At 70.6% G+C, this 23,419-nt stretch carries 21 protein-coding genes and 1 pseudogene; 9 read left to right on the plus strand and 13 right to left on the minus strand.

Annotated features, from left to right (window positions below):
• Nucleotides 1-117: 117 nt before the first annotated feature.
• The 6 genes from ACFYYJ_RS00300 (at nucleotide 118) to ACFYYJ_RS00325 (ending at nucleotide 5,139) form a co-directional block, all read left to right on the plus strand.
• Nucleotides 118-1,971: a phosphatidylglycerol lysyltransferase domain-containing protein gene (locus ACFYYJ_RS00300; RefSeq protein WP_385130553.1), complete on the plus strand. Its 1,854-nt coding sequence runs from the start codon at nucleotides 118-120 to the stop codon at nucleotides 1,969-1,971.
• A gap of 267 nt (nucleotides 1,972-2,238) precedes the next feature.
• Nucleotides 2,239-3,039, plus strand: coding sequence for a dihydropteroate synthase (folP, locus tag ACFYYJ_RS00305; protein ID WP_389128036.1), 801 nt, complete (start codon nucleotides 2,239-2,241; stop codon nucleotides 3,037-3,039).
• Nucleotides 3,040-3,064: 25 nt separating this feature from the next.
• Complete coding sequence (locus ACFYYJ_RS00310) at nucleotides 3,065-3,508, plus strand: nuclear transport factor 2 family protein (protein WP_385366781.1); 444 nt, start codon at nucleotides 3,065-3,067, stop codon at nucleotides 3,506-3,508.
• Between the two features lie 131 nt (nucleotides 3,509-3,639).
• Nucleotides 3,640-3,999: a dihydroneopterin aldolase gene (gene folB / locus ACFYYJ_RS00315; protein WP_030010912.1), complete on the plus strand. Its 360-nt coding sequence runs from the start codon at nucleotides 3,640-3,642 to the stop codon at nucleotides 3,997-3,999.
• Complete coding sequence (gene folK / locus ACFYYJ_RS00320; protein WP_385126636.1) at nucleotides 3,996-4,604, plus strand: 2-amino-4-hydroxy-6-hydroxymethyldihydropteridine diphosphokinase; 609 nt, start codon at nucleotides 3,996-3,998, stop codon at nucleotides 4,602-4,604. The genes folB and folK overlap by 4 nt, the downstream gene beginning before the upstream one ends.
• Nucleotides 4,605-4,650: 46 nt before the next feature.
• Nucleotides 4,651-5,139 (plus strand): DUF3180 domain-containing protein, encoded by a 489-nt coding sequence (locus ACFYYJ_RS00325; RefSeq protein ID WP_389127424.1) that lies wholly within the window; start codon nucleotides 4,651-4,653, stop codon nucleotides 5,137-5,139.
• Nucleotides 5,140-5,158: 19 nt separating this feature from the next.
• On the opposite strand, the gene ACFYYJ_RS00330 is transcribed toward ACFYYJ_RS00325, so the two are convergent.
• From ACFYYJ_RS00330 to dacB, 7 genes are all read right to left on the minus strand, one after another.
• The gene (locus ACFYYJ_RS00330) at nucleotides 5,159-5,554 is read right to left on the minus strand and encodes a hypothetical protein (protein WP_385126632.1); all 396 of its coding nucleotides are present in this window, start codon (nucleotides 5,552-5,554) and stop codon (nucleotides 5,159-5,161) included.
• On the minus strand, nucleotides 5,554-6,162 hold the full coding sequence (folE, locus tag ACFYYJ_RS00335) for a GTP cyclohydrolase I FolE (protein ID WP_384596422.1): 609 nt from the start codon (nucleotides 6,160-6,162) through the stop codon (nucleotides 5,554-5,556). The genes ACFYYJ_RS00330 and folE overlap by 1 nt, the downstream gene beginning before the upstream one ends.
• A gap of 101 nt (nucleotides 6,163-6,263) precedes the next feature.
• Nucleotides 6,264-8,300: an ATP-dependent zinc metalloprotease FtsH gene (gene ftsH / locus ACFYYJ_RS00340; protein ID WP_384756621.1), complete on the minus strand. Its 2,037-nt coding sequence runs from the start codon at nucleotides 8,298-8,300 to the stop codon at nucleotides 6,264-6,266.
• Nucleotides 8,301-8,507: 207 nt separating this feature from the next.
• Entirely contained in the window at nucleotides 8,508-9,068 is a 561-nt protein-coding gene (gene hpt / locus ACFYYJ_RS00345) for a hypoxanthine phosphoribosyltransferase (RefSeq protein WP_243339812.1), read from the minus strand.
• 65 nt (nucleotides 9,069-9,133) lie between these two features.
• Nucleotides 9,134-10,159: a tRNA lysidine(34) synthetase TilS gene (gene tilS, locus ACFYYJ_RS00350; RefSeq protein ID WP_385126630.1), complete on the minus strand. Its 1,026-nt coding sequence runs from the start codon at nucleotides 10,157-10,159 to the stop codon at nucleotides 9,134-9,136.
• Nucleotides 10,160-10,395: 236 nt separating this feature from the next.
• The gene (locus ACFYYJ_RS00355) at nucleotides 10,396-11,538 is read right to left on the minus strand and encodes a zinc-dependent metalloprotease (protein ID WP_385126628.1); all 1,143 of its coding nucleotides are present in this window, start codon (nucleotides 11,536-11,538) and stop codon (nucleotides 10,396-10,398) included.
• A 37-nt stretch (nucleotides 11,539-11,575) separates the two neighbouring features.
• A complete protein-coding gene (gene dacB, locus ACFYYJ_RS00360) occupies nucleotides 11,576-13,006 on the minus strand; it encodes a D-alanyl-D-alanine carboxypeptidase/D-alanyl-D-alanine-endopeptidase (RefSeq protein WP_389127429.1) in 1,431 nt (476 codons plus the stop codon).
• A 181-nt stretch (nucleotides 13,007-13,187) separates the two neighbouring features.
• Here dacB and ACFYYJ_RS00365 point away from each other — a divergent pair, with 181 nt between their 5' ends.
• Both ACFYYJ_RS00365 and ACFYYJ_RS00370 read left to right on the plus strand, forming a co-directional pair.
• Nucleotides 13,188-13,682, plus strand: a complete 495-nt coding sequence (locus ACFYYJ_RS00365; protein ID WP_243629059.1) for an inorganic diphosphatase — start codon at nucleotides 13,188-13,190, stop codon at nucleotides 13,680-13,682.
• 99 nt (nucleotides 13,683-13,781) lie between these two features.
• Nucleotides 13,782-15,482 (plus strand): threonine/serine exporter ThrE family protein, encoded by a 1,701-nt coding sequence (locus ACFYYJ_RS00370; protein WP_389127430.1) that lies wholly within the window; start codon nucleotides 13,782-13,784, stop codon nucleotides 15,480-15,482.
• A gap of 183 nt (nucleotides 15,483-15,665) precedes the next feature.
• Here the strand turns inward: ACFYYJ_RS00370 and ACFYYJ_RS00375 are convergent, their stop codons facing one another.
• The 6 genes and pseudogenes from ACFYYJ_RS00375 to ACFYYJ_RS00400 form a co-directional block, all read right to left on the minus strand.
• Nucleotides 15,666-16,358 carry a DedA family protein gene (locus ACFYYJ_RS00375; RefSeq protein WP_385126622.1) on the minus strand — a complete coding sequence of 231 codons (693 nt, stop codon included), beginning with the start codon at nucleotides 16,356-16,358 and terminating at the stop codon, nucleotides 15,666-15,668.
• A 118-nt stretch (nucleotides 16,359-16,476) separates the two neighbouring features.
• A complete protein-coding gene (locus ACFYYJ_RS00380) occupies nucleotides 16,477-17,235 on the minus strand; it encodes a MerR family transcriptional regulator (protein ID WP_385360744.1) in 759 nt (252 codons plus the stop codon).
• An 81-nt stretch (nucleotides 17,236-17,316) separates the two neighbouring features.
• Nucleotides 17,317-17,829: a DinB family protein gene (locus ACFYYJ_RS00385; protein WP_385126618.1), complete on the minus strand. Its 513-nt coding sequence runs from the start codon at nucleotides 17,827-17,829 to the stop codon at nucleotides 17,317-17,319.
• Between the two features lie 124 nt (nucleotides 17,830-17,953).
• Nucleotides 17,954-20,029 (minus strand): annotated as a pseudogene (gene mrdA, locus ACFYYJ_RS00390) (penicillin-binding protein 2); the annotation flags it as partial.
• A gap of 58 nt (nucleotides 20,030-20,087) precedes the next feature.
• Nucleotides 20,088-21,545, minus strand: coding sequence for an aldehyde dehydrogenase family protein (locus ACFYYJ_RS00395; protein ID WP_384592496.1), 1,458 nt, complete (start codon nucleotides 21,543-21,545; stop codon nucleotides 20,088-20,090).
• 89 nt (nucleotides 21,546-21,634) lie between these two features.
• Nucleotides 21,635-22,513 (minus strand): helix-turn-helix domain-containing protein, encoded by an 879-nt coding sequence (locus tag ACFYYJ_RS00400; protein WP_384592493.1) that lies wholly within the window; start codon nucleotides 22,511-22,513, stop codon nucleotides 21,635-21,637.
• A 351-nt stretch (nucleotides 22,514-22,864) separates the two neighbouring features.
• Between ACFYYJ_RS00400 and ACFYYJ_RS00405 the strand changes: the two genes are divergently transcribed.
• A complete protein-coding gene (locus ACFYYJ_RS00405; RefSeq protein ID WP_385126616.1) occupies nucleotides 22,865-23,353 on the plus strand; it encodes an ATP-binding protein in 489 nt (162 codons plus the stop codon).
• Nucleotides 23,354-23,419 lie beyond the last annotated feature (66 nt).

Here is a 23,419-nt window from a genome sequence, read left to right on the forward strand (position 1 = left end):
AATTTCCGACGGAAGAGTGAACCCGCTCCACGTCGCCGTCGTCCTAATGGACGCACCACACCCCGGAGGCTGTCGCGGCCCCCGGCCACATGATCTCTCGCGGAGCAACGGGAAGCGATGTCTAGCAGGATAGATGGCGATAAGTCCGGACAGGTTCCGGCCCTGGCGGGGCGAATCCTCCGGGGTCCCCGACCGGAGGCCGTTCCCGGCCTCGTAGGTACGGCCGTCACGCTCGTCGGCCTGCTCGACATCGCGGCGGGCGTCTTCCCGCGCTTCCGGCACAGCCGGATCCACGCGGTCACCGAGCTGCTGCCCGGCACCTTCGGCCCGTTCGCGGCAGCCGCGTCCCTCAGCGTGGGCGTGCTGCTCCTGCTCCTCGCGCACGGCCTCAAGCGGCACAAGCGGCGCGCCTGGCGGGCCGCCGTCGTGCTGCTCCCGGCCGGCGCGGTGGCGCAGTTCATGTACCGGCACTCGGTGATCGGCGTGGTCATCGCGGCCGTGCTCCTCGCCCTGCTGGTACGCCACCAGGGCGAGTTCAAGGCGCTGCCCGACCCGCGCAGCCGCTGGAAGGCCCTCGCCAACTTCGTACTGATGAGCGCCGGGTCCATCGGCCTCGGCCTGCTCATCGTCAACGTCCACCCGAACCGGGTGGTCGGCAACCCGGGCCTGTACGAGCAGCTCAAGCACGTGGTCGTCGGCCTCTTCGGCTTCGAGGGCCCCGTCAGCTACTCCGGCAAGGTGTCCTGGACCGTCGGCTACTCCCTCGGCGCCCTCGGCATGCTGACCGCACTCACCACCATCTACCTCGCCTTCCGTCCCGAGCACCCGGCCGCCCGGCTCACCGTCGACGACGAGGCCAAGCTGCGCGAGCTCCTCGCCCGGCACGGCGGCCGCGACTCCCTCGGGCACTTCGCGCTCCGCCGCGACAAGGCCGTCGTCTTCTCCCCCAGCGGCAAGGCCGCCGTCACCTACCGCGTCGTCTCCGGCGTGATGCTCGCCTCCGGCGACCCCATCGGCGACGTCGAGGCCTGGCCCGGCGCCATAGAGCGGTTCATGGCCGAGGCCAAGGCCCACTCGTGGACCCCGGCCGTCGTGGGCTGCAGCGAGACCGGCGGCGAGGTCTGGACCCGCGAGACCGGACTCGACGCCCTGGAGCTGGGTGACGAGGCGATCGTCGACGTCAAAGACTTCTCCCTGTCCGGCCGCCCCATGCGAAACGTCCGCCAGATGGTCAAGCGGATCGAGCGCAACGGCTACACCACCAAGGTCCGCCGGGTCGCCGAGCTGAGCGACGAGGAGCTGGCGGCCGTCCGCGGCGCGGCCGAGGCCTGGCGCGGCACCGACACCGAGCGCGGGTTCTCCATGGCCCTGGGCCGCGTCGGCGACCCCGGCGACGGCGACTGCATCATCGCGACCGCGCACCGCGTGGAGGAGGGCGACACCAGCCCCTTCGGCGATCTCAAGGCCATCCAGCACTTCGTGCCGTGGGGCAAGGACGGCATGTCGCTGGAGATGATGCGCCGCGACCGCGCCGCCGACCCGGGCATGAACGAGCTGCTGATCGTCGCCTCCCTCCAGCAGGCCCCCGAGCTGGGCATCGAGAAGGTCTCCCTGAACTTCGCGATGTTCCGCGCGGCACTGGCCCGCGGCGAGAAGATCGGCGCCGGCCCGGTCCTGCGCGCCTGGCGCAGCCTGCTGGTCTTCCTCTCGCGCTGGTTCCAGATCGAGTCGCTGTACAAGTTCAACGAGAAGTTCCGGCCCCGCTGGGAGCCGCGCTTCATGGTCTACCGCACCAGCCGCGACCTGCCGCGCATCGGCTTCGCCGTGATGCAGGCGGAGGGCTTCGTGACGCTGGCCCTGCCGCGGCTGTTCGAGAGCCGCCGGCGTCCCAAGCCGGTGCGTACGTGCACGCACAACGACGACATGGCGGCTGTGCCGGGCCAGGTGGATCGCGAGGTCCAGGCGGCCTGACCCTCCGCCGGGCGCGCGACCGGAGCCGGGAGCGCGCCTCAAATGCCGGCGGGGCTGGATGATCCGTCCCGCCGGCACTTCCAGCCCCGCCGGCGTTTGAGGCGCGGGGTCCGGGGCGGAGCCCCGGCAGCGGCGCCGCAGCCGCACCGCCCTCCGCCCGGCCAGGGCAAGGGCCAGGGCTCTACCCTGGAGCCCATGAACAGCAACCGCCGGCCGGCTCCCAGGGGCCAAGTCGAAGGCCTGCCCGACCTGGACCGCTGCGCGGTCATGGGCGTCGTCAACGTCACCCCCGATTCCTTCTCCGACGGCGGCCGCTGGTTCGACACCACCGCAGCCGTCAAGCGCGGCCTCGACCTCGTCGCCCAGGGCGCCGACCTCATCGATGTCGGCGGCGAATCCACCCGCCCCGGCGCCACCCGCGTCGACGAGGAGGAAGAGCTGCGCCGGGTCGTCCCCGTCGTCCGCGGGCTCGCCTCCGAGGGCGTCGCCGTCTCCGTCGACACCATGCGCGCGGCCGTCGCCGCCCAGGCCGTCGCCGCGGGCGCCCGGCTCGTCAACGACGTCAGCGGCGGACTCGCCGACCCCGACATGATCCCGGCCGTCGCCGCCGCCGAAGTCCCCTTCGTCGTCATGCACTGGCGCGGCTTCAGCGCCGACATGAACAGCCTCGCCGTCTACGCGGACGTCCTCGGCGAGGTCACCGCCGAACTCCGCGCCCGCATCGACGCGGTCGTCGCCGGCGGCATCGCCCCGGAGCGGCTCGTCGTCGACCCGGGGCTCGGCTTCGCGAAGAACGCCGAACACGACCTGGCCCTGGTGGCCCACCTCCCCGAGCTGCGCGCCCTCGGCTTCCCGCTGCTGGTGGCCGCCTCGCGGAAGCGTTTCCTCGGCCGGGTGCTGGCCGGCGGCGACGGCGCCGTCCCGCCGCCCGCCCGCGAGCGGGACGCGGCCACGGCCGCCGTGTCCGCCATCGCCGCCCACCAGGGCGCCTGGGCCGTACGGGTCCACGAGGTACGGGCGACCGCGGACGCGGTTCGGGTGGCCCGCGCCGTGGAAGGGGCTCTGTGAGCCGCACGCACTCAGAAGGAGCCCAGTGAGCAGAACCGACATCGAAGCGGTCGAAGAGGTCAACACGGCCTTCTACGAGGCCATGGAGCGGGGGGACTTCGACGCACTGTCGGCGCTCTGGCTGGAGGACGAGATCTCCTGCGTGCACCCGGGCTGGCCCGTCCTGTCGGGCCGCGGCGAGGTGCTGCGCTCGTACGCGCTGATCATGTCCCACACGGAGTACATCCAGTTCTTCCTCACGGACACCAAGGTGTCGGTCATAGCCGACACCGCCCTGGTGACGTGTACGGAGAACATCCTCAGCGGCGGGCCCGCCGAGGACGGCGGGGAGCTCGGCCCGCTCGTGGGCCAGCTGGTCGTCGCCACGAATGTGTTCCGACGCACACCGGAGGGCTGGCGGCTCTGGTCCCACCACGGTTCTCCCGTCCTGACCGAGTCAGACGAAGAGGACGAACAGGACACCGACTGACCCCCTCGGGCGGGATCCCCGGTATTTCGCAGGTAAATTCGAAGGCGGACGACGCCGACCGCACTCGGCACAGGTCCATGGTTTCGGGGAGTCCCGGACCGGAAGTACCTACGAAAGCAGGAGTGATTCGCGTGGATCGTGTCGCACTGCGCGGCCTCAAGGCTCGCGGGCACCACGGCGTCTTCCCCAGGGAACGCGAGGAGGGCCAGACCTTCATCGTCGACCTCGTGCTGCACCTCGACACCCGCCCCGCGGCGGCCGGAGACGACCTGGCGAAGACCGTGCACTACGGGGTCGTCGCCGAGGAGGTCGTCGACGTGGTCCAGGGCGAGCCCGTGGACCTGATCGAGACCCTCGCCGAGCGGATCGCCCAGCAGTGCCTCAAGCACGAAGCGGTGGCACAGGTGGAGGTCGTCGTCCACAAGCCGGACGCGCCGATCACCGTCCCCTTCGACGACGTGACCATCACGATCACACGGAGCCGCGCATGAACAACGGACTGAGCGCCCAGAGCGACCCCACCGTCCAGCCCGTACCCGCGTCCGTCACCGAGGCCGTGGACGCGGCCGACGTCACCCTCTCCAACCCCAAATGGGCCGTGATCGCGCTCGGCGCGAACCTCGGCAACCGGCTGGAGACCCTCCAGGGCGCCATCGACGCCCTCGGCGACACCCCCGGCCTGCGGGTCAAGGCCGTCTCCCCCGTCTACGAGACCGAGCCGTGGGGCGTCGAACCCGGCTCCCAGCCCTCGTACCTCAACGCGGTCGTCCGGATCCGCACCACGCTGCCGCCCTCCTCCCTGCTCGAACGCGGCCACGCCATCGAAGAGGCCTTCGACCGCGTCCGCGAGGAGCGCTGGGGCCCGCGCACGATCGACGTCGACATCGTGTCGTACGCCGAGGTGGTCTCCGACGACCCCGTCCTCACCCTCCCGCACCCGCGGGCCCACCAGCGCGCCTTCGTGCTGGCCCCCTGGCACGACATCGACCCGGAGGCCCAGATCCCGGGCCACGGCCCGGTGGCGACCCTCCTGGCCGGAATCGGCCTGACCGGCGTCACGCCGCGCCCCGACCTGGAACTCCGGCTCCCGGAGTAGTCGTTAGCCTGTTCACGGCTACTCGCTGAAAGTGGGGAACGGGCAAGTGAAGCAACTGAGGCCGGCGGTCCTGGCGGGCATCTTCCTGATCGCCGGGATCCTGTCCTGGGCGGGCGCCCGGCTGTGGAACGCCTACGGCACCCTGCCGGGCGTCCCGCTGGCCGCCCCGATCGTGCTGGCCGTGATCGCGGTGATCCTCCTCGCCACGGCCCTGTCGATGCGCGCCCGCCTCAAGGCCCAGCGGGAGCGCCGCCCGGGCGCCAAGGGCGTGGAGCCGCTGATGGCGGCCCGCGCCGTGGTCTTCGGGCAGGCCAGCGCGCTCGTGGCGGCCCTCGTGGCCGGCATGTACGGCGGCGTGGGCGTCTTCCTGCTGACCGACTCCCTCGACGTCCCCGCCCGCCGCGACCAGGCCTGGTACGCCGGCTTCTCGGTCCTGGCGGGCGCGGCGGTCGTGGCCGCCGCCCTCTTCCTGGAGCACATCCTGAAGCTCCCCGAGGACGACGACCACGCCTCGCAGGGCGCGGCCCGGGCGTAGTCCCCTCCGGGGCGGCCGCTCAGTGGTCGGCGATCCGCTGCCACAGGGGCAGGTCGAGCGGCCCCAGGTCCGGAAAGTGGCTGACCTCCAGGTCATGGAGGTAGCCGTCCCCGAAGACCAGTGCCTCGCCGATCCAGTCCCCGGCGGCGCTCAGGACCGACCGGGAGGCCACCACGGGGGCACCCGGCGTCGCCGGAGCCGCCGGGACCGCCTCCCGGTCCACCAACAGGTACGTGCTGGGACAACCGCAGGTGCAACCGACGGTCATCCGGGTGTGCGGGATCTGGGCCCGGTAGGCCCGGACCACGGGGGTGTCCTCCCCGAGGATCAGCTCCAGGGTGCGCCGGACGTCTTCGCCGAGCGGCTCCCAGACCGGCTCGTCGTCCGCACCGGCACCGGCCCCGTCTCCGGCCATCAGCGGGCCATGATCAGGGACATCGCCTCGTTGCGGGTGGCGGGGTCGCGGAGCTGGCCGCGCACCGCCGAGGTGATGGTCTTCGCGCCCGGCTTGCGCACGCCGCGCATGGTCATGCACATGTGCTCGCACTCGATGACCACGATGACCCCGCGCGGGTCCAGGATCTCCATCAGGGAGTCCGCAATCTGCGTGGTCAGCCGCTCCTGCACCTGGGGACGGCGGGCGAACACGTCCACCAGGCGGGCCAGCTTCGACAGGCCGGTGATCTTGCCGTCCGTGGACGGGATGTAGCCGACGTGGGCGACGCCGTGGAAGGGGACCAGGTGGTGTTCACAGCTCGACATGACTTCGATGTCCTTCACCAGGACCATCTCGTCGTGGCCGAGGTCGAACGTGGTCGTCAGGACCTCCTCGGGCTTCTGGTAGAGCCCGGCGAATATCTCCTTGTACGCCCGCGCGACCCGCGCCGGCGTCTCCAGGAGGCCCTCGCGGTCCGGGTCCTCGCCGACCGCGATCAGGAGTTCACGGATGGCCGCCTCGGCGCGCTTCTCGTCGAACTCGCCGATCGTGCCCTCGTCACCGGTCAGGGTCACTGGGTCGGTCATGTCGTCTTCCTCGTTCCTGTCCACACAGCGCTCGCAGGCGCATAAAAGTGCCGCGCCCCCCAGGCTAGAACCTGGGGGGCGCGGCTTCCATTCCGGGTGGATCAGGCCTCGGGGCGGTCCTCCGGGGCCACCTCGATGCCCTTCTCCGTGGAGACCGGCGTGACGGCCGTGGCCGTCGAGCTGCCGTTCGCCGCGTTCGTCAGCTGGAGCTCCTTGGGAGAGAGCACCGGCGGACGGGTGGACGGGGTGCGCCGGGCCGAGCCGGTCCACGCCGGGCGGGCCGGGCGCTTCACGATCGTGGAGAAGATCTCGGCGATCTCCTCCTTGCCCAGCGTCTCCTTCTCGAGGAGGGCGAGGACGAGGTTGTCCAGGACGTCCCGGTTCTCGACCAGGATCTCCCAGGCCTCGTTGTGCGCGGTCTCGATGAGCTTCTTGACCTCTTCGTCGACCAGCGCCGCGACCTCTTCCGAGTAGTCCCGCGGGTGCGACATCTCGCGGCCCAGGAACGGCTCGGTGTTGTCGCCGCCGAACTTGATCGCGCCCAGACGCTCGGTCATGCCGTACTGGGTGACCATCGCGCGGGCCGTCGCCGTGGCCTTCTCGATGTCGTTCGCCGCGCCGGTGGTCGGGTCGTGGAAGACCAGCTCCTCCGCCGCGCGCCCGCCCAGCATGTACGCGAGCTGGTCGAGCATCTCGTTGCGCGTGGTCGAGTACTTGTCCTCGTCGGGCAGGACCATGGTGTAGCCCAGGGCCCGACCGCGGGACAGGATCGTGATCTTGTGGACCGGGTCCGAGTTCGGAGAGGCCGCCGCGACCAGGGCGTGACCGCCCTCGTGGTAGGCGGTGATCTTCTTCTCGCGGTCCGACATGATCCGGGTCCGCTTCTGCGGGCCCGCCACGACGCGGTCGATCGCCTCGTCCAGCATGTGGTTGTCGATCAGCTTCTTGTCCGAGCGGGCCGTGAGGAGCGCGGCCTCGTTCAGGACGTTGGAGAGATCGGCACCGGTGAAGCCGGGGGTGCGGCGGGCGACGGCCGAGAGGTCGACGTCCGGAGCGACCGGCTTGCCCTTCTGGTGGACCTTGAGGATCTCCAGGCGGCCCTGCATGTCCGGACGGTCGACGGCGATCTGCCGGTCGAAGCGGCCGGGGCGCAGGAGCGCCGGGTCGAGGATGTCCGGGCGGTTCGTGGCGGCGATCAGGATGACGCCGCCCTTCACGTCGAAGCCGTCCATCTCGACGAGCAGCTGGTTCAGGGTCTGCTCGCGCTCGTCGTGGCCGCCGCCGAGACCCGCACCGCGGTGCCGGCCGACGGCGTCGATCTCGTCGACGAAGACGATCGCCGGCGCGTTGGCCTTGGCCTGCTCGAACAGGTCACGGACGCGCGAGGCGCCGACACCGACGAACATCTCGACGAAGTCGGAACCGGAGATCGAGTAGAACGGGACGCCCGCCTCGCCCGCGACGGCGCGCGCGAGCAGGGTCTTGCCGGTTCCGGGCGGGCCGTAGAGCAGCACGCCCTTGGGGATCTTGGCGCCGACGGCCTGGAACTTCGCCGGCTCCTGGAGGAACTCCTTGATCTCGTGGAGTTCCTCGACGGCCTCGTCCGAGCCCGCGACGTCGGCGAACGTCGTCTTCGGGGTGTCCTTGGTGATGAGCTTGGCCTTGGACTTCCCGAAGTTCATGACCCGGGAGCCGCCGCCCTGCATCTGGTTCATCAGGAACAGGAAGACGACGACGATGAGGACGAAGGGCAGGAGCGAGAGCAGCACGCTCAGGAACGGGCTGGTCTTGTCCGGGGTCACCGAGTAACCCTTGGGGATCTGACCGGCGTCGTACTTGGTCTGGAGGTTCTGGGCGAGCTGGACGCCCTGATCCCCGATGTAGTTGGCCTGGAACTTGGTGCCGTCGTGCTTGCCGAGCTTCTGGCCTTCGCTCAGCTCGATCTTGATCATCTGGCTGTCGCCGGTGGTCAGCTTCGCCGACTCCACCTGGCCGGTGTTGATCGCCTTGATGACCTCGCTGGTGTCCACCGACTTGTAGCCGCCGCCGGAGCCGACGACATTCATCAACACGACCACGGCGAGGACGGCCAGCACGATCCACATGACCGGCCCACGGAAGTATCGCTTCACGTCCATCCATACGGGGCGCAAGGCACCCCGTCCCTCCTGCCCGTAGGTAAATGCTGCTTTGAGTAAAGACTGTTCTTCGGAATGTACCCCTGAATTGTCACCCGCGGCCTCGTGGGACGGCTGACAGACCCGCTTTCCCTGCTCCAACGGCGGGAACCGCCCCCAGGTTCCCGTCTTCCGGGCCCCGGGGGCGTCGTACGCCGGGTGCGGCGGTCAGCCGCCGTAGACGTGCGGGGCGAGCGTGCCGACGAACGGCAGGTTGCGGTACTTCTCCGCGTAGTCGAGGCCGTAGCCCACGACGAACTCGTTCGGGATGTCGAAGCCGACCCACTTCACGTCGATCGCGACCTTCGCGGCGTCGGGCTTGCGCAGCAGCGTGACGACCTCCAGCGAGGCCGGCTGGCGGGAGCCCAGGTTCGACAGCAGCCAGGACAGCGTCAGACCGGAGTCGATGATGTCCTCGACGATCAGGACGTGCTTGTCCTTGATGTCGGTGTCCAGGTCCTTGAGGATCCGGACGACGCCCGAGGACTGGGTCCCGGCGCCGTAGGAGGACACCGCCATCCAGTCCATGGTGAGCGGGGTGGACAAGGCGCGTGCCAGGTCCGCCATCACCATCACGGCGCCCTTGAGCACACCGACGATGAGCAGGTCCTTGCCCGCGTACTCCGCGTCGATCTTCGCGGCCAGCTCGGCCAGCTTCGCGTCGATCTCTTCCTTGGTGATGAGCACCGACTGGAGGTCGTTGCCCATGTCCTTCTCGTCCACCCGCATCACTTTCGTTGTCGGCCGGGGCCCCGGGGGTGTCCCCGGAGGACTCAGCCGTGCTTCAGCACCAATCAGCCCTGCCGGATGACAAGTCTGCCACCCTGGCGCTGGGCCTCGACCCGTCCGGGCAGGTTGATGGCGCCCTGACCGCGCCATCCGGTGATGAGGCGGTCCACTTCCTCGATGTGCCGGGCGAAGAGGGAGCCCGCGGGGGAACCGGCGGCGACGACCGCCCTGCGCAGCACCCGGCGGCGGACGGCCGGGGGCAGGGCGTACAGCTTGGCGCACTCCAGCCGGCCGTCCTCGTCCCGTACGCCGGTCTCGGCCTCGGCGGCCCAGGCGTCCAGGGCGTCGGCGTCGTCGCGGGAGAGCTGGGCGGTACGGGCCAGGGCCTCGACGACGCCCTTCCCGAGGGCCTTCTCCAGTGCGGGCAGTCCCTCGTGGCGCAGGCGGGAGCGGGTGTAGGCGGGGTCGATGTTGTGCGGGTCGTCCCAGACGGCCAGGGACTGGACCATGCAGGCCTTGCGGGCGGTCTGCCGGTCGACCTGGAGGAAGGGGCGGCGGTAGCGGTGGCTGCGGTTGGGTCCGCCGGACACTTCCGCCATGCCGGACAGGGAGCGGATGCCGGAGCCGCGGGCGAGGCCGAGCAGGACGGTTTCGGCTTGATCGTCCCGGGTGTGGCCGAGCAGCACGGCGGCGGCTCCCAGTCGGTCCGCGGCCTCGTCCAGGGCGGCGTAGCGGGCGTCGCGCGCGGCGGCCTCGGGTCCGCCCTCCCGGCCGACGCGCACGGCGACGGACTCCACCGGGTCGAGGCGGAGTGCGGTCATGCGGGTGACGACCTCGGCGGCGCGGAGGTCGGAGCCGGGCTGGAGTCCGTGGTCGACGGTGATGCCGCCGGCCCGGATGCCGAGCTTGGGGGCCTCGAAGGCGAGTGCCGAGGCGAGTGCCATCGAGTCGGCGCCGCCGGAGCAGGCGACGAGGACCAGTGGCGGGGTGGTGCGGGGGTCGGCGGAGCGGTGGGAGAGGTCGGTGAGGACGTCGTGGAGTACGCGGCGGACCGCCAGGCGTATCGCCGCGACCGCAGGATGGGGACCCATGTCCGGTGCCCTTCGATGGTGTTCGGATGCCTCGGAGGCTTCGGGGTGTGTGGTGCGTTGGGGTGCTTGCCCGGCTGCCCCCGCGGGGCGGGGGATGTCACTCAGAGTGCGTCGATGGTGACAGAGCCGAGCCGTTCCCCGAGCATCGCACGCCCTTCCACGCCCCACGGTCCCTCGGACGGGTGATGCTGCTTCCCCCAGTGGGACATGTTTACGCCCCCTGAGTCACTCCGGAGTCAGCTTTCCGCGCCCCCTTCGCTCCCCCTGCGGTGCACCCGGGCGACCCAGTCGGCGGGGCGGGCGATCTCGGCCTTGGTCGGGAGCGTGTTCGGGGAGGTCCACACGCGGTTGAAGCCGTCCATGCCGACCTGGCCGACGACCGCGCGCACGAAGCGCTCGCCGTCGCGGTACTGGCGCAGCTTGGCGTCGAGCCCGAGCAGCTTGCGCAGGGCGGCGTCGAGGCGGCCCGCTCCGCTGGCGCGGCGCTGCTGGAACTTCTCGCGGATCTCGGCGACGGAGGGCACGACCTCGGGTCCGACGCCGTCCATGACGAAGTCGGCGTGGCCCTCCAGGAGGGACATGACGGCGGTGAGCCGGCCGAGGATCTCGCGCTGTTCGGGCGTCTGTACGAGTTCGACCAGGGAGCGGCCCTCGTCGCCGTGCTCGGCGTCGGGGCGGGCCCCGGCGAAGGACTGGGCGGCCTCGCGGACGCGTTCGAGGACGGTCGCCGGGTCGACCTCGGTGGCGCCGAGGAAGGCCTGGATCTCGCCTTCGAGGTGGTCGCGCAGCCAGGGGACGGCCGTGAACTGCGTACGGTGCGTCTCCTCGTGGAGGCAGACCCAGAGCCGGAAGTCGTGCGGGTGGACTTCCAGCTCTCGTTCGACGTGGACGATGTTCGGAGCGACGAGCAGGAGCCGGCCGCCGCCCGCGGAGCCGGGCAGGTCGCGGGAGACCGGTGCGAAGGTCTCGTACTGGCCGAGGACCCGGGAGGCCAGGAAGCTGAGGAGCATGCCGAGCTCGACGCCGGTGACCTTGCCGCCGACGGCCCCGAGGACCGCCCCGCCGGGGGTTCCCGCGCGGCGGTCCTGCATCTTGCCGAGCAGCGGTTGCAGCAGTTCGCGGAAGCCGGCCACGTTGGCCTTGACCCAGCCGGCCCGGTCGACGACGAGTACGGGGGTGTCGGGGACGGTGGCACCGTCGGGGATCATGCGGGTGAACTCGCGTACGTGTCGTTCCGAGGTCCTGGCGTGGGCGCGCAGCTCCGCGACCACCGCTCGTGCCTCGTCCCGCCCGACCTCCGGGCCGGGCCTCACGAATCGGGTCGCGGTGGCCACCGCGAGGTTCCAGTCGACCATCTCGGCACCACTGATGCTCGTCATGCGTCAACGGTACGTGGACGAGCCCTTCCGCGGACCCCTACGGTGCGCCCGCGACTGCGGCGGCCAGCTTGTCCAGGGCCTTCTCGGCGCCCTCCGGTCCGGGGGTGTCCTTGGTGAGGAACGCGAAGGCGAGGAGCCGGCCGGAGCGGTCGACGACGGTCCCGGAGAGGGAGTTCACGCCGCTCAGGGTGCCGGTCTTGGCGCGGAGCAGGCCGGCGGCCGGGGAGCTGCCGGAGTTGCGGGCGCGCAGGGTTCCGGTGAATCCGGCGACGGGCAGTCCCGTGAGGACGGGCCGCAGCTCGGGGTGGTCGGTGCCCGCGGCCTTGGTGAGGATCCCGGTCAGCAGCCCGGCGTAGACCTTGTCCTCGCGGTTGAGGCCGCTGCCGTCGGCGAAACGGGTGCCGGCGACGTCCACGCCGAGGGAGGCGAGCCTGGCCGCGACGGCCTTCTCGGCGCCTTCGAAGCTGGCGGGCTGTCCGGAGGCGAGGGCGGTCTGGCGGGCGAGAGCCTCGGCGATGTCGTTGTCGCTGTTGGTCAGCATCCGCTCGACGAGGCCGGAGAGCGGGGTGGAGAGGGTGACGGCCAGCGGCTGAGCGCCCGCCGCGGGCTTGGCCTTGGCGGGGGCGCCGGTGACGTTGATGCCGTGTTCGACCAGCAGGGCGGAGAAGGCGCGGGCCGCCTCCTTCGCCGGGTCGTCGACCCGGTCCACGGGCCCCGAGACGGAGTCGTCGGTGCGGCCCTCGTCGGCGGCCAGTGAGGTCACGAGGGCGATGTTGGGGTTGTCGCCGATCGGGTGGCGGGCGGGGCCGGTGTAGAGGCTGTCGTCGTAGCCGAGGGTCACGCTGTAGGTGCCGGCGGCCTTGAGGGCCGCCGCGGCGTCGCCGGCGAGCTTGGGGAGGCTGCCGCCGGATCCGGCGGGGCTCTTCTTCTTCGCGGTGAGGGAGGGGTCGCCGCCGCCGACCAGGACGATCTGGCCCGGGCCGGCGCCGGGGGCGACCGTGGTCCGGATCTGGTGCTCGGGCCCGAGGGCGGCCAGGGCCGCGGCGGCGGTGGCGATCTTGACGGTGGAGGCGGGGGTCATCGCGTCGCGCGACCCGGACTCGTAGAGCACCTCGCCGGTCGCGGTGTCGACGACGGAGGCGGTGCGGACGGTGCCGAGGGCGCGGTCGGCGAGCAGCGGCCTCAGCGCGGCGGCGAGCCCGTCCGGGGTGGCGGCGGCCTGCGAACGTGCCTGTCCCACCCCCTGGAGCACCCCGGGGGCGCTGGGAGCGGCCTGCGGCAGGCCCCCGGCTGCGGAGCCGGAGCCGTGATCTGCGCCACCCGTACGGCTCCAGGAGGCAGCCTTGTCCCGCTCGGCCTTACGCTGGCCGGAGTCCCAGGGACCGGCGGAGGCCACGACGGCCGCCGAAAGGGCGAGGCCGGCGACGGCGGACCCCGCGATGAGCTGCCACGTCTTGACCAATGGCACCTCGGACCAGCCCCTTTCGCGATCACACATATGCGTGAGGGACACTTAACCACTGCGTCTTGCCGCGAGCATGGCACCCCACCCGCCAACCGGCAGGGCAGGGCCGGACGCGCACGTAGTTCAATCAAATGCCGTCTCGAAGCAAAGCAGTCTTCTGAGGCTGATCATGGAGGAGCAGGACGTGGAGTTCGACGTCACCATCGAGATCCCCAAGGGTTCGCGGAACAAGTACGAGGTGGACCACGAGACCGGCCGGATCCGTCTGGACCGTCGCCTCTTCACCTCGACCAGCTACCCGGCCGACTACGGCTTCGTCGAGAACACCCTCGGCGAGGACGGCGACCCGCTGGACGCGCTGGTCATCCTCGACGAGCCGACCTTCCCGGGCTGCCTGATCAAGTGCCGCGCCATCGGCATGTTCCGCATGACGGACGAGGCGGGCGGCGACGACAAGCTGCTGTGCGTGCCGGCCTCCGACCCGCGCGTCGAGCACCTGCGCGACATCCACCACGTGTCGGAGTTCGACCGCCTGGAGATCCAGCACTTCTTCGAGGTCTACAAGGACCTGGAGCCGGGCAAGTCGGTCGAGGGCGCGAACTGGGTCGGCCGCGCCGAGGCCGAGGCCGAGATCGAGGCCTCGTACAAGCGTCTCGAGGCCTCCGGCGGCCACCACTGACGCTGCGCTGAGCGCTGAGCCACACGGCGGGCGGCACCCCCACGGGGGCGCCGCCCGCCGTTGCGTTCCCCGCCCCGGAGGGACTCGACGTCGCCCGGGATGGAACGATTCCGCATACTGATACGGCAGGTGATCACGGAGCGGAGGGCGCGGCGCGTGGCGGAAGCCGATGGGGCGGAGGACCGCAAGCCCCAGTCCGACGAGGCGCGGAGCGCCTTCGCACCGCCGCCCGGGATGGAGCCGGAGCCCCCCGAGGAGGACCAGCCCACCTCGGAGTTCGCCCTCCCGCCCGGCACCGGGCCGGTGCCGCCCGAGCCCGAGGGGTCGGCCTTCCGGCCCCCGGCCACCTACAGCGCCGCGCACTCCCCACCCGCCTACACCCCGGGCCAGGGGTTCCCGGTCGCGCGGATGACGGAGTCCCCCTGGCAGGACCGCATGCGCACGATGCTGCGCATGCCGGTCGACGTGCGCCCCGTCCCCGAGCTCGTGCAGAAGCCGAGCGAGACCGGGCCCGCCGTGGGCCGCGTGCTCGACCTGACGCTGCGCATCGGGGAGCTGCTGCTCGCGGGCGGCGAGGGGTCCGAGGACGTGGAGGCCGCCATGTTCGCGGTGTCCCGTTCCTACGGGCTGGACCGCTGCGAGCCGACCGTCACCTTCACCATGCTGTCGATCACTCACCAGCCCTCCGTGGTGGGCGACCCGGTCTCGGCGAACCGGACCGTACGGCGCCGCGGCACGGACTACACCCGCCTGGCGGCCGTGTACCGGCTCGTGGACGACATCAGCGCCCACGAGTACGACATCTCCCTGGAGGAGGCCTACCGCCGCCTCGCGGAGATCCGCCGCAACCGGCACCCGTACCCCACCTGGGTGCTGACGGCCGCCGCCGGAGTGCTCGCCGGGGCCGCCTCCGTCCTCGTCGGCGGCGGGGTGGTCGTGTTCTTCGCAGCCGCACTCGGCGCCGTCCTCGGCGACCGGCTGGCGTGGGTGTTCGCCGGGCGCGGGCTGCCCGAGTTCTACCAGTTCGTCGTCGCCGCGATGCCGCCCGCCGCCTTCGGGGTGGCGCTCAAGCTCGCCGAGATCGAGGACATCAAGGCCTCCGCCGTGATCACCGGCGGGCTGTTCGCGCTGCTGCCGGGGCGGGCCCTGGTCGCGGCCGTGCAGGACGGGCTGACCGGCTTCTACATCACCGCCTCCGCCCGGCTGCTGGAGGTCATGTACCTCTTCATCGGCATCATCATGGGCGTGCTGGTGGTGCTGTACCTGGGCCTCCAGCTGGGCGCCTCGCCGAAGCCGGAGGAGGTCCTCCAGATCACGCAGCGGCCGCTGATCCAGATCGCCGCGTCGATGGTGCTGGTGTTCACCTTCGCGATCCTGCTCCAGCAGGAACGCTCCACCGTGTGGATCGTGACCCTGAACGGCGCGGTGGCGTGGGTGACCTTCGGGGCCCTGCACTACGCCGGCGGGATCCCGCCCGTGCCGTCCACGGCCGTCGCGGCCGGGCTGGTCGGGCTCTTCGGGCAGCTGTTCTCCCGCTACCGCTTCGCGTCCGCCCTGCCGTACGTGACGGCCGCGATCGGCCCGCTGCTGCCCGGCTCGGCGACGTACTACGGGCTGCTGCTGATCGCCGAGGACCGGCTGAACGAGGGGCTGGGATCGCTGGTGAACGCGGCGGCGATCGCGCTGGCCATCGCGATCGGGGTCAACCTGGGCTCGGAGACCTCGCGGCTCTTCATGCGGATCCCGGGGGCGGCGAGCGCGGCCAAGCGCCGTGCGGCGAAGCGGACGCGGGGCTACTAGCCCGGGCGGCTACGCGTACGCCCCCGCGGGCCCGGGTGGGCTCCTGCGGGGGCGTACCTGGTTGCCGTGCGGTGTTCCGGCGCGGCTCAGGGATTCGGGGCTCCGCCCCGGACCCCGCGCCTCAAACGCCGGCGGGGCTGGATTTCGCCCGCGCGGCCGGTTCGGCCGGCGGGCCCGGGGCGGCTAGCGCTTGGCGTGGCGGCCGCGCTGGGGGCCGGTCTCGTCAACCCCCTGGTGCCCCGCGGGGGCCCCGGCGGCGGCCTTCTTCTCCTTGCGGGACTTGAGCACCTCGAAGATCACCGGGATGACGGAGATCAGGACGATGCCGATGAAGATCGGCTCGACGTTCTTCTTGATGATCTCGAACTGGCCGAGCTGGTAGCCCAGGATCGTGACGCCCGCGCCCCACAGCACGCCGCCGATGACGTTGAACGTCAGGAAGGTGCGGTACTTCATCGCGGTCGCGCCCGCGACCATCGGCGCGAAGGTGCGGATGATCGGCACGAAGCGCGCGAGCACGATGGCCTTGGGGCCGTGCTTCTCCATGAACCCGTGGGCCGAGTCGAGGTTCTCGGGCTTGAAGAGCTTGGAGTTCGGCCGGTTGAAGATCTTCGGGCCGAAGTACTTGCCGATCAGGTAGCCGACCTGGTCGCCGATGATCGCCGCGGCCGAGATCAGGGTGCACACCAGCCACAGCGGCTGCTTGATGGTGCCGCTCGCGGTGAACAGGCCCGCCGTGAACAGCAGCGAGTCACCCGGCAGGAACGCGAAGAGACCCGACTCCGCGAAGACGATGACCAGGGTGCCGATCAGGCCGAACTGCCCGACCAGATACTCCGGGGAAATCCACTCAGGGCCGAGCGCAAGCGTGTTCACGAGTTCCGGGCTCTCCTGGATCGGGGGTCTGCGGTGCCGCGGCGACATGCGGCGGTCTCAGTATGAACGCACACCTCCCCCACCCGGTTCCAGGTCCCGGGCGGGGAAGGTGTGCGCGCTACGCCTTGCGGACCGCGTTCGCCATGATCGCGTCCCGCAGGTGCTCGGCCAGGCCGGACCTCATGGAGTCGTAGAACTCCTTGAACCGCTCGTCCGCCACGTACATCTCGCCGAGGCCCGTGTGGATCTCGTACGTGCAGTCGTAGTACCAGGTCACGATGTGCTGCCGGTGCTCCTCGGCCATGTCCATGGCCGCCTCGCCGTCGGCCGGCTCACCGGCCTCCATCAGGGCCGCGTACCGGGCGCCCCAATCGGCGACCTGGTCCTGGACCCGCTGCCAGTCCTCCTTGGAGTACGTGGCGACCCGCCGCTGCGACTCCGCGTAGGCCTCGGTGCCGCCCCAGCGGCGCTCCGCCTCCTCCGCGTACTGCTCCGGGTCCTTGTCCCCGAACACCTCGAACCGCTCCTCGGGTGTGAGGTCGATGCCCATCTTCTTCGCCTCCATGGCGTGCTCAACGGCCTTGGCCATCTGCTGGAGCCGGGCGATCCGGTCGGTCAGCAGGGCATGCTGCCGGCGCAGATGCTCCCGCGGATCCGATTCCGGGTCGTCCAGCAGGACCGCGACCTCGTCGAGGGGGAAGCCGAGCTCCCGGTAGAACAGGATCCGCTGCAGCCGGTCCAGGTCGGCGTCGTCGTACCGCCGGTGACCCGCGTGGCTGCGGCCGCTCGGAGAGAGCAGACCGATCTCGTCGTAGTGGTGCAGGGTGCGCACCGTGACTCCGGCGAATCCGGCGACCTGGCCCACGGAAAAGCTCATCCTCCCCGCCCTCCTCCTGGTTGGGTACGCCCTTCACTGTGGGCCCTCACGCCGCGTGAGGTGCAAGCCCGAAGAGGAGACTCAGCCCATCGCCTTCGTGCCGTCCAGCGTCTCGCGGATGATGTCCGCGTGGCCCGCGTGCCGGGCGAACTCCCGGACCAGGTGCAGCAGCATCCAGCGCATCGACACCTTGGCGTCCTTGGGGAACCAGGGCGCCGGGGGCAGCGGGAAGGTGTCGTCCAGGCTGGGCACGGTGGCGATGAAGGCCTCGGTCTGCTCCTTCACCCCGTCCCAGAAGGCGAGGGCGGAGGCGAGCGTCTCGTCCCCCGAGAGCCGGAAGCCGTCGTGCCAGGCCTCGGGGGCGCGGCCGTGCTCGTTCGGCCGCTGCTGCGCGAGGCGGAGCCAGTTGAGCTCGACCTCGGCCGTGTGCTTGACGAGGCCGGAGAGGGAGAGCTCGCTGACGGTGGGGCGGCTCGCCGCCTGCTCCTCGGTCACGCCCTGGGCCGCCGTGCGGAGGGCCGCGCGCTGGTCCTCGACGAACAGGAGGAGCGTCCCGCGCTCGTCTCCTGCGATCTCCTGGGTGGGGTGCGCCATGCTGACCGCCTCTTCCGTGATCGTGGTTCTGCCTGCCGTGTCGCGTCCTGCCGACAAGAACCACGCTACGGACCGATGCGGTCAGCCCGTGTCCTAATTCGCGTGCCGGTCGTCAGTTGCCCGCGATCTGCCCGTCCGGGCGGATCACCGGCAGGGCGGTGGCGGGCTGCGGGAGGAGCGCCTTGGCGAGGTCCTGCTTGCCGGTCGGGTCGAGTCCGTACATCGCCTCGTAGATCTTGCGGACGGCCGGTCCCGAGGCACCCGAGCCGGTGCCGCCCTGGGAGATCGTCATGACGATCGCGTAGTCCGAGGTGTACGAGGCGAACCAGGAGGTCGTCTGCTTGCCCTGGACCTCGGCGGTGCCGGTCTTGGCATGCATGGGGATCTGCTTCTGCGGCCAGCCGCCGAAGCGCCAGGCGGCGCTGCCGTTGGTGGCGACGCCGGCCAGCGCCTCGTCTATGTCGTCGCGGGTCTCGGCGTCCATGGGCAGCTTGCCCTGCACCTTCGGCGCGATCTCCTGGACCGACTTCCCGTCGGCGCTGACGATGGCCTTGCCGATGCTCGGCTGGTGGAGCGTGCCGCCGTTGGCGATGGCCGAGTAGACGGAGGCCATCTGGATGGGCGTGACCAGGGTGTCTCCCTGGCCGATGGAGTAGTTGATCGCGTCGCCCTCGCGCATCTGGTTGCCCTGGCGGCAGTTCTCGTAGGCGATCTTCTCCGCGAAGCTGCCGTTCTTCTTGCCGTCCCGGCACCAGGCGTTCTTGTTCGCGTCGAAGAAGTCCTGCTTCCACTTGCGGTCGGGGACGCGGCCGGGGACCTCGCCCGGCAGGTCGATGCCGGTGCGCTGCCCCAGACCGAATTCGTGGGCCGTCTTGAAGAACCAGTCGCTGGGGTTCTTCTTCGGGTTGATGCCGCCGTCCTTCTTCCACTCCTGGTCGGCGAGCAGGTAGTACACGGTGTCGCAGGAGACCTCCAGGGCCCGGCCGATGGTGATGTCGCCGTGTCCCTGGGACTCGAAGTTGGTGAAGGTCTGGCTGCCGACCGAGTACGAACTGGGGCAGGGATAGCGTCCGTTGAAGGGGTAGCCGGCATTGACCACGGCCGTCGAGGAGACCACCTTGAAGATGGAGCCGGGCGCGGCCTGGGCCTGGATGGCCCGGTTCAGCAGCGGGTGGTTCGAGTCCTTGTCGGTGAGCTTGGCGTAGTCCTTGGCGGAGATGCCGCCCACCCAGGCGTTGGGGTCGTAGGTCGGATTGGACGCCATCGCGACGACGCGGCCGGTCTTGGTCTCCATGACGACGACGGCGCCCGAGTCGGCCTCGTAGTTGCGGCCGGTGTTCTTGTCGTAGGTCTTGCGGGCCTCGATCATCGCGTTGTTCAGCTCGCGCTCCGCGACCGCCTGCACACGGGAGTCGATCGAGGTCACGACGTTCGAGCCGGGCAGCGCCGGATCGGTCTGGCCCTGGCCGATGACCCGGCCGAGGTTGTCGACCTCGTAGCGGGTGATGCCCGCCTTGCCGCGCAGCTCCTTGTCGTACGTGCGCTCCAGGCCGGAGCGACCGACCTGGTCGGAGCGCAGGTAGGGGGAGTCGGTGTTCTTCGCCTTGGAGATCTCCTCGTCGGTGACCGGGGAGAGGTAGCCCAGGACCTGGGAGGTGTTGGCCTCGTCCGGTGCCGCGTAGCGGCGCAGGGCGGTGGGCTCGGCGGTGATGCCGGGGAAGTCCTCCGGGTGCTCGCGGATCTGGAGGGCCTGCTCGGTGGTGGCCTCGTCGGTGACGGGGATCGGCTGGTACGGGGAGCCGTTCCAGCAGGGCTGCTTCGTCTTGGCGTCGCAGAGCCGGACCTTGTCGATGGTCTCCTGCGGGTCCGTGCCGAGGACCCCGGCGAGCCGGGTCAGGACTTCCTTGCCCTTGTCCTTCATGGTGAGCAGCTCGGTGCGGCTGGCGGAGACCACGAGGTGGGTCGCGTTGTCGGCGAGCGGGACGCCCCTGGAGTCGAGGATGGATCCGCGCACGGCGGGCTGGACCACGCGCTGGACGTGGTTGTTCTTCGCCTCGTCGGTGTACTCCTGGCCATTGCGTATCTGGAGGTACCAGAGGCGTCCGCCCAGGGTGAGCAGCAGCGAGAAGACGACGATCTGGATGACGACGAGCCGGTTCTGGACCCGAGGGGTCCGGCCGGTCTCCGGTATGTTGCTCAACTCGATCTCCCCCGGGCGGCACCGCGTACGCCCGGTCGAGTCTAAGACCAGTCGGGGGTCAGAACGGGAACCGGCTGCGCCCGTGCTGCACCGAGATCCACTTCTGGGTGGTGAAGGCCTCGACGGTCGCCTCGCCGTTGAGCCGGCCCAGCCCGGAGGCCTTCTCGCCGCCGAAGGCGGCCAGGGGCTCGTCGCCGATGGTGGAGTCGTTGACGTGGATCATCCCGGTCTCGATCCGCTGGGCGAAGCGCACGCCGCGTTCGACGTCCCGGGTGTGCACGGCGCCGCTCAACCCGTACGGGGTCGCGTTGGTCAGTCGTACGGCCTCGTCCTCGCCGTCGAAGACCACGAGCAGGGCGACGGGGCCGAAGATCTCCTGACCCAGCAGCGGGGAGTCCTCGGGGAGGCCGGCGAGCACGGTGGGTTCGACCAGGTTGCCGCGCGTAGCGCCGCGCACGAGGGCCTGTGCGCCGGCTTCGATCGCCTTGTCCACGAGGGCGGTGAGGGCGTCGGCCTGGAAGGAGTTGATCAGCGGGCCGATCTGGGTGTCGGACTCGTGCGGGTCACCCGTCTTCAGGGAGCGGACGCGGGCGGTGAACTTCTCGGTGAACTCCTCCGCGACCGCCGCGTCGACGAGGATCCGGTTGGCGGCCATGCAGACCTGGCCCTGGTAGACGAAGCGGCTGAAGACGGCCGCGTCCACCGCGTAGTCGAGGTCGGCGTCGTCGAGGACGACGAGCGCGCTGTTGCCGCTGAGCTCCAGGACCGTCCGCTTGAAGTGGCGGGCGGCGACCGCTCCGACGTGCCGTCCGACCCGGTCGGATCCCGCGAAGGAGATCACCTTGGGGACGGGATGCGTCAGGAGCGCGTCGCCTATCTCGGCTATGTCGGTGACCAGGACGTTCAGCAGGCCGGCCGGGAGTCCGGCCTCCTCGAAGATCTTGGCGATGACCCCGCCGCCGACGACGGGCGCGTTCTGGTTCGGCTTGATGACGACCGCGTTGCCCAGCGCCAGGGCCGGGGCGACCGACTTCAGGGTGACCAGGAACGGGAAGTTGAACGGGCTGATCACGGTGATGACGCCGACGGGCAGGCGCTGGACCCGGTTCTCCTTGCCCTCGACGGGCGAGGCCAGGATCCGGCCTTCGGGGCGGACGGCGAGCTGCATCGCCTCGCGGATGAACTCCTTGGCGAGGTAGACCTCGTACTCGGCCTTGGGACGGGTCCCGCCGAGCTCGTCGATCATCGCCTCGACGATCTCCTTCTCGCGCTCCTCGGTGATCCGCAGGGCGCGTTCCAGGATCTCGCGTCTGGTGTAGGGGCTGGTGGCGGCCCATTCGCGTTGGGCGCGTTCGGCGCCGCGGTAGGCCTGGTCCACCTGCTCGACCGTGGCCACGGTGATGGCCGCGAGCTTCTCGCCGTTGTAGGGGTTGACGTCGATGATGTCCCAGGAACCGTTGCCGGCCAGCCATTCGCCGTCGATGTACTGGTGAGCGAGTTCGCTGAATATGGACATGCCATCCCTTACTGCGAGCGCGCACCCGTGCGCTGCACCGGAGACCGATCGGTCATCATGCACTGATCAGACGTCATACTACGTGCGAATCAAGACAGTTGAAGCAGGCCGCGGAGAAGATCCCGGGTCCGGTCGGGGTCCGGGCAGTCCTCCTGGAGCCGCGCCATCGCCCGCTCGTACTGCCCCACTTCCTCCTCTTTGTCGAGGTAGAGGGCACTGGTGAGCTGTTCCAGATAGACGATGTCCTGGAGGTCGGACTCGGGGAAGCGCAGCAGGGTGAAGGCTCCGCTCTCGCCCGCGTGGCCGCCGAAGGAGAAGGGCATCACCTGGAGCTGGACGTTGGGTCGCTGGGAGACCTCGATGAGGTGTTCGAGCTGCCCGCGCATGACGTCGCGGTCGCCGTACGGGCGGCGCAGCGCGGCCTCGTCGAGAACGGCGTGGAAGACCGGCGCGCTTTCGGACACCAGGACCTTCTGCCGTTCCAGGCGCAGGGCGACGCGGCGGTCGATCTCGGCGGCGGTGGCACCGGGCATGCCGCGGCTGACGACGGCGTGCGCGTAGGCCTCGGTCTGCAAGAGGCCGTGTACGAACTGGACTTCGTAGATCCTGATGAGCGATGCCGCGCCCTCCAGGCCGATGTACGTCTGGAACCACCCGGGCAGCACGTCGCCGTAACTGTGCCACCAGCCGGTCGCGTTGGCCTCGCGGACCAGTCCCAGCAGGGACTCGCGTTCGGTCGTGTCCATGACTCCGTAGAGCGTGAGGAGGTCCTCCACGTCTCTGGCCTTGAAGCTCACCCTTCCCAACTCCAAGCGGCTGATCTTCGATTCGGATGCGCGGATCGAGTAGCCGGCCGCCTCGCGGGTGATGCCGCGGGATTCACGGAGTCGCCTGAGCTGGGAGCCCAGGAGGATGCGGCGCACCACGGAACCGCTGGCTTCTGCGGTCACTAGTACTGCCCTCCCCATCGCAATTGGCATGCGTGCGCGTCGAGGGGCCCCCGCACCCCAGAGGCCGCAGTCTGCCACCAAAACGCATCGGCCCGTACTCGTTCTGTAACGGAATCCCGCTGCCCGGAAAAGAAGTCCGTAAGTATGCGTAGGAAGAAATGAGCAAGAACCGTCACGGGAGCGGACAGGTCCGGCGCGTGCACGTGCATCTGCCCTTGCATCCGGCTCTCCCATTCGGAACGATGGTCACCGCGCACCTGCGTGCACTTCGCGCCGGCGCCGGACCCACCCCGCAGTTCTCTTTGGACGAAGCCGCCGCTTCGCCCGCGAATCCCGGGAGTGCCTCGCATGGGGACGAATGGATCGACCATGCTCGAGCCGTTACGGCAGGGGCTTCCCCCGGTCGACCCCACGGCTGTCTCCGGGTCCGCGTCATGCGCCCTGCCCGCCCGCTTCGACGCGGTGCGCGGCGCACGTTCCTTCACCCGCTCGACCCTGGCCCAGTGGGGTCTCGACGAGCGCTTCGACGACGTGGCCCTGGTCGTCTCCGAACTCGTCACCAACGCGCTGCGCCATGCGCTGCCCGAGGAAGCGCGGGGGCCGGAGGCCGAGCCGGAGCCGTCGGTGCGGCTGCACCTGATGCGGTGGAGCACCCGTCTGGTGTGCGCCGTGCGCGACCCCAGCGAGGACCGGCCCGGCGGGGCCTTCTCACCGGAGCGCGCGGAGGAGAACTGCGACCTGGAGTCCGGGCGGGGACTGTTCCTCGTGGACGCCTACAGCGACAGCTGGGGCTGGCACCCGCTCGCGGGCCGGCTGACCGGCAAGGTCGTCTGGGCGCTGTTCCTGCTCCCCGACTGAGCGGGGCACACGGGGGACGCGAGGGGTGCGGGGGTTCCACGTGCGCCATCTGGCCGGGAATGATCA

The sequence above is a fragment of the Streptomyces sp. NPDC002467 genome (genome assembly GCF_042889825.1).
In the GTDB taxonomy this organism is placed as follows: Bacteria; Actinomycetota; Actinomycetes; order Streptomycetales; family Streptomycetaceae; genus Streptomyces.

What these genes read in the sequence shown, in the direction of transcription:
- ACFYYJ_RS00400 (WP_384592493.1), bottom strand. Translation starts at nt 22,513, where the DNA reads ATGGGGAGGGCAGTACTAGTGACCGCAGAAGCCAGCGGTTCCGTGGTG.
- ACFYYJ_RS00370 (WP_389127430.1), top strand. Translation starts at nt 13,782, where the DNA reads ATGGAACGATTCCGCATACTGATACGGCAGGTGATCACGGAGCGGAGG.
- ACFYYJ_RS00330 (WP_385126632.1), bottom strand. Translation starts at nt 5,554, where the DNA reads ATGGCCGGAGACGGGGCCGGTGCCGGTGCGGACGACGAGCCGGTCTGG.
- ACFYYJ_RS00380 (WP_385360744.1), bottom strand. Translation starts at nt 17,235, where the DNA reads ATGAGCTTTTCCGTGGGCCAGGTCGCCGGATTCGCCGGAGTCACGGTG.
- hpt (WP_243339812.1), bottom strand. Translation starts at nt 9,068, where the DNA reads ATGCGGGTGGACGAGAAGGACATGGGCAACGACCTCCAGTCGGTGCTC.
- folE (WP_384596422.1), bottom strand. Translation starts at nt 6,162, where the DNA reads ATGACCGACCCAGTGACCCTGACCGGTGACGAGGGCACGATCGGCGAG.
- ACFYYJ_RS00405 (WP_385126616.1), top strand. Translation starts at nt 22,865, where the DNA reads ATGCTCGAGCCGTTACGGCAGGGGCTTCCCCCGGTCGACCCCACGGCT.
- ACFYYJ_RS00300 (WP_385130553.1), top strand. Translation starts at nt 118, where the DNA reads ATGTCTAGCAGGATAGATGGCGATAAGTCCGGACAGGTTCCGGCCCTG.
- tilS (WP_385126630.1), bottom strand. Translation starts at nt 10,159, where the DNA reads ATGGGTCCCCATCCTGCGGTCGCGGCGATACGCCTGGCGGTCCGCCGC.
- ACFYYJ_RS00395 (WP_384592496.1), bottom strand. Translation starts at nt 21,545, where the DNA reads ATGTCCATATTCAGCGAACTCGCTCACCAGTACATCGACGGCGAATGG.
- ACFYYJ_RS00385 (WP_385126618.1), bottom strand. Translation starts at nt 17,829, where the DNA reads ATGGCGCACCCCACCCAGGAGATCGCAGGAGACGAGCGCGGGACGCTC.
- ftsH (WP_384756621.1), bottom strand. Translation starts at nt 8,300, where the DNA reads ATGGACGTGAAGCGATACTTCCGTGGGCCGGTCATGTGGATCGTGCTG.
- folP (WP_389128036.1), top strand. Translation starts at nt 2,239, where the DNA reads ATGGGCGTCGTCAACGTCACCCCCGATTCCTTCTCCGACGGCGGCCGC.
- ACFYYJ_RS00355 (WP_385126628.1), bottom strand. Translation starts at nt 11,538, where the DNA reads ATGACGAGCATCAGTGGTGCCGAGATGGTCGACTGGAACCTCGCGGTG.
- folK (WP_385126636.1), top strand. Translation starts at nt 3,996, where the DNA reads ATGAACAACGGACTGAGCGCCCAGAGCGACCCCACCGTCCAGCCCGTA.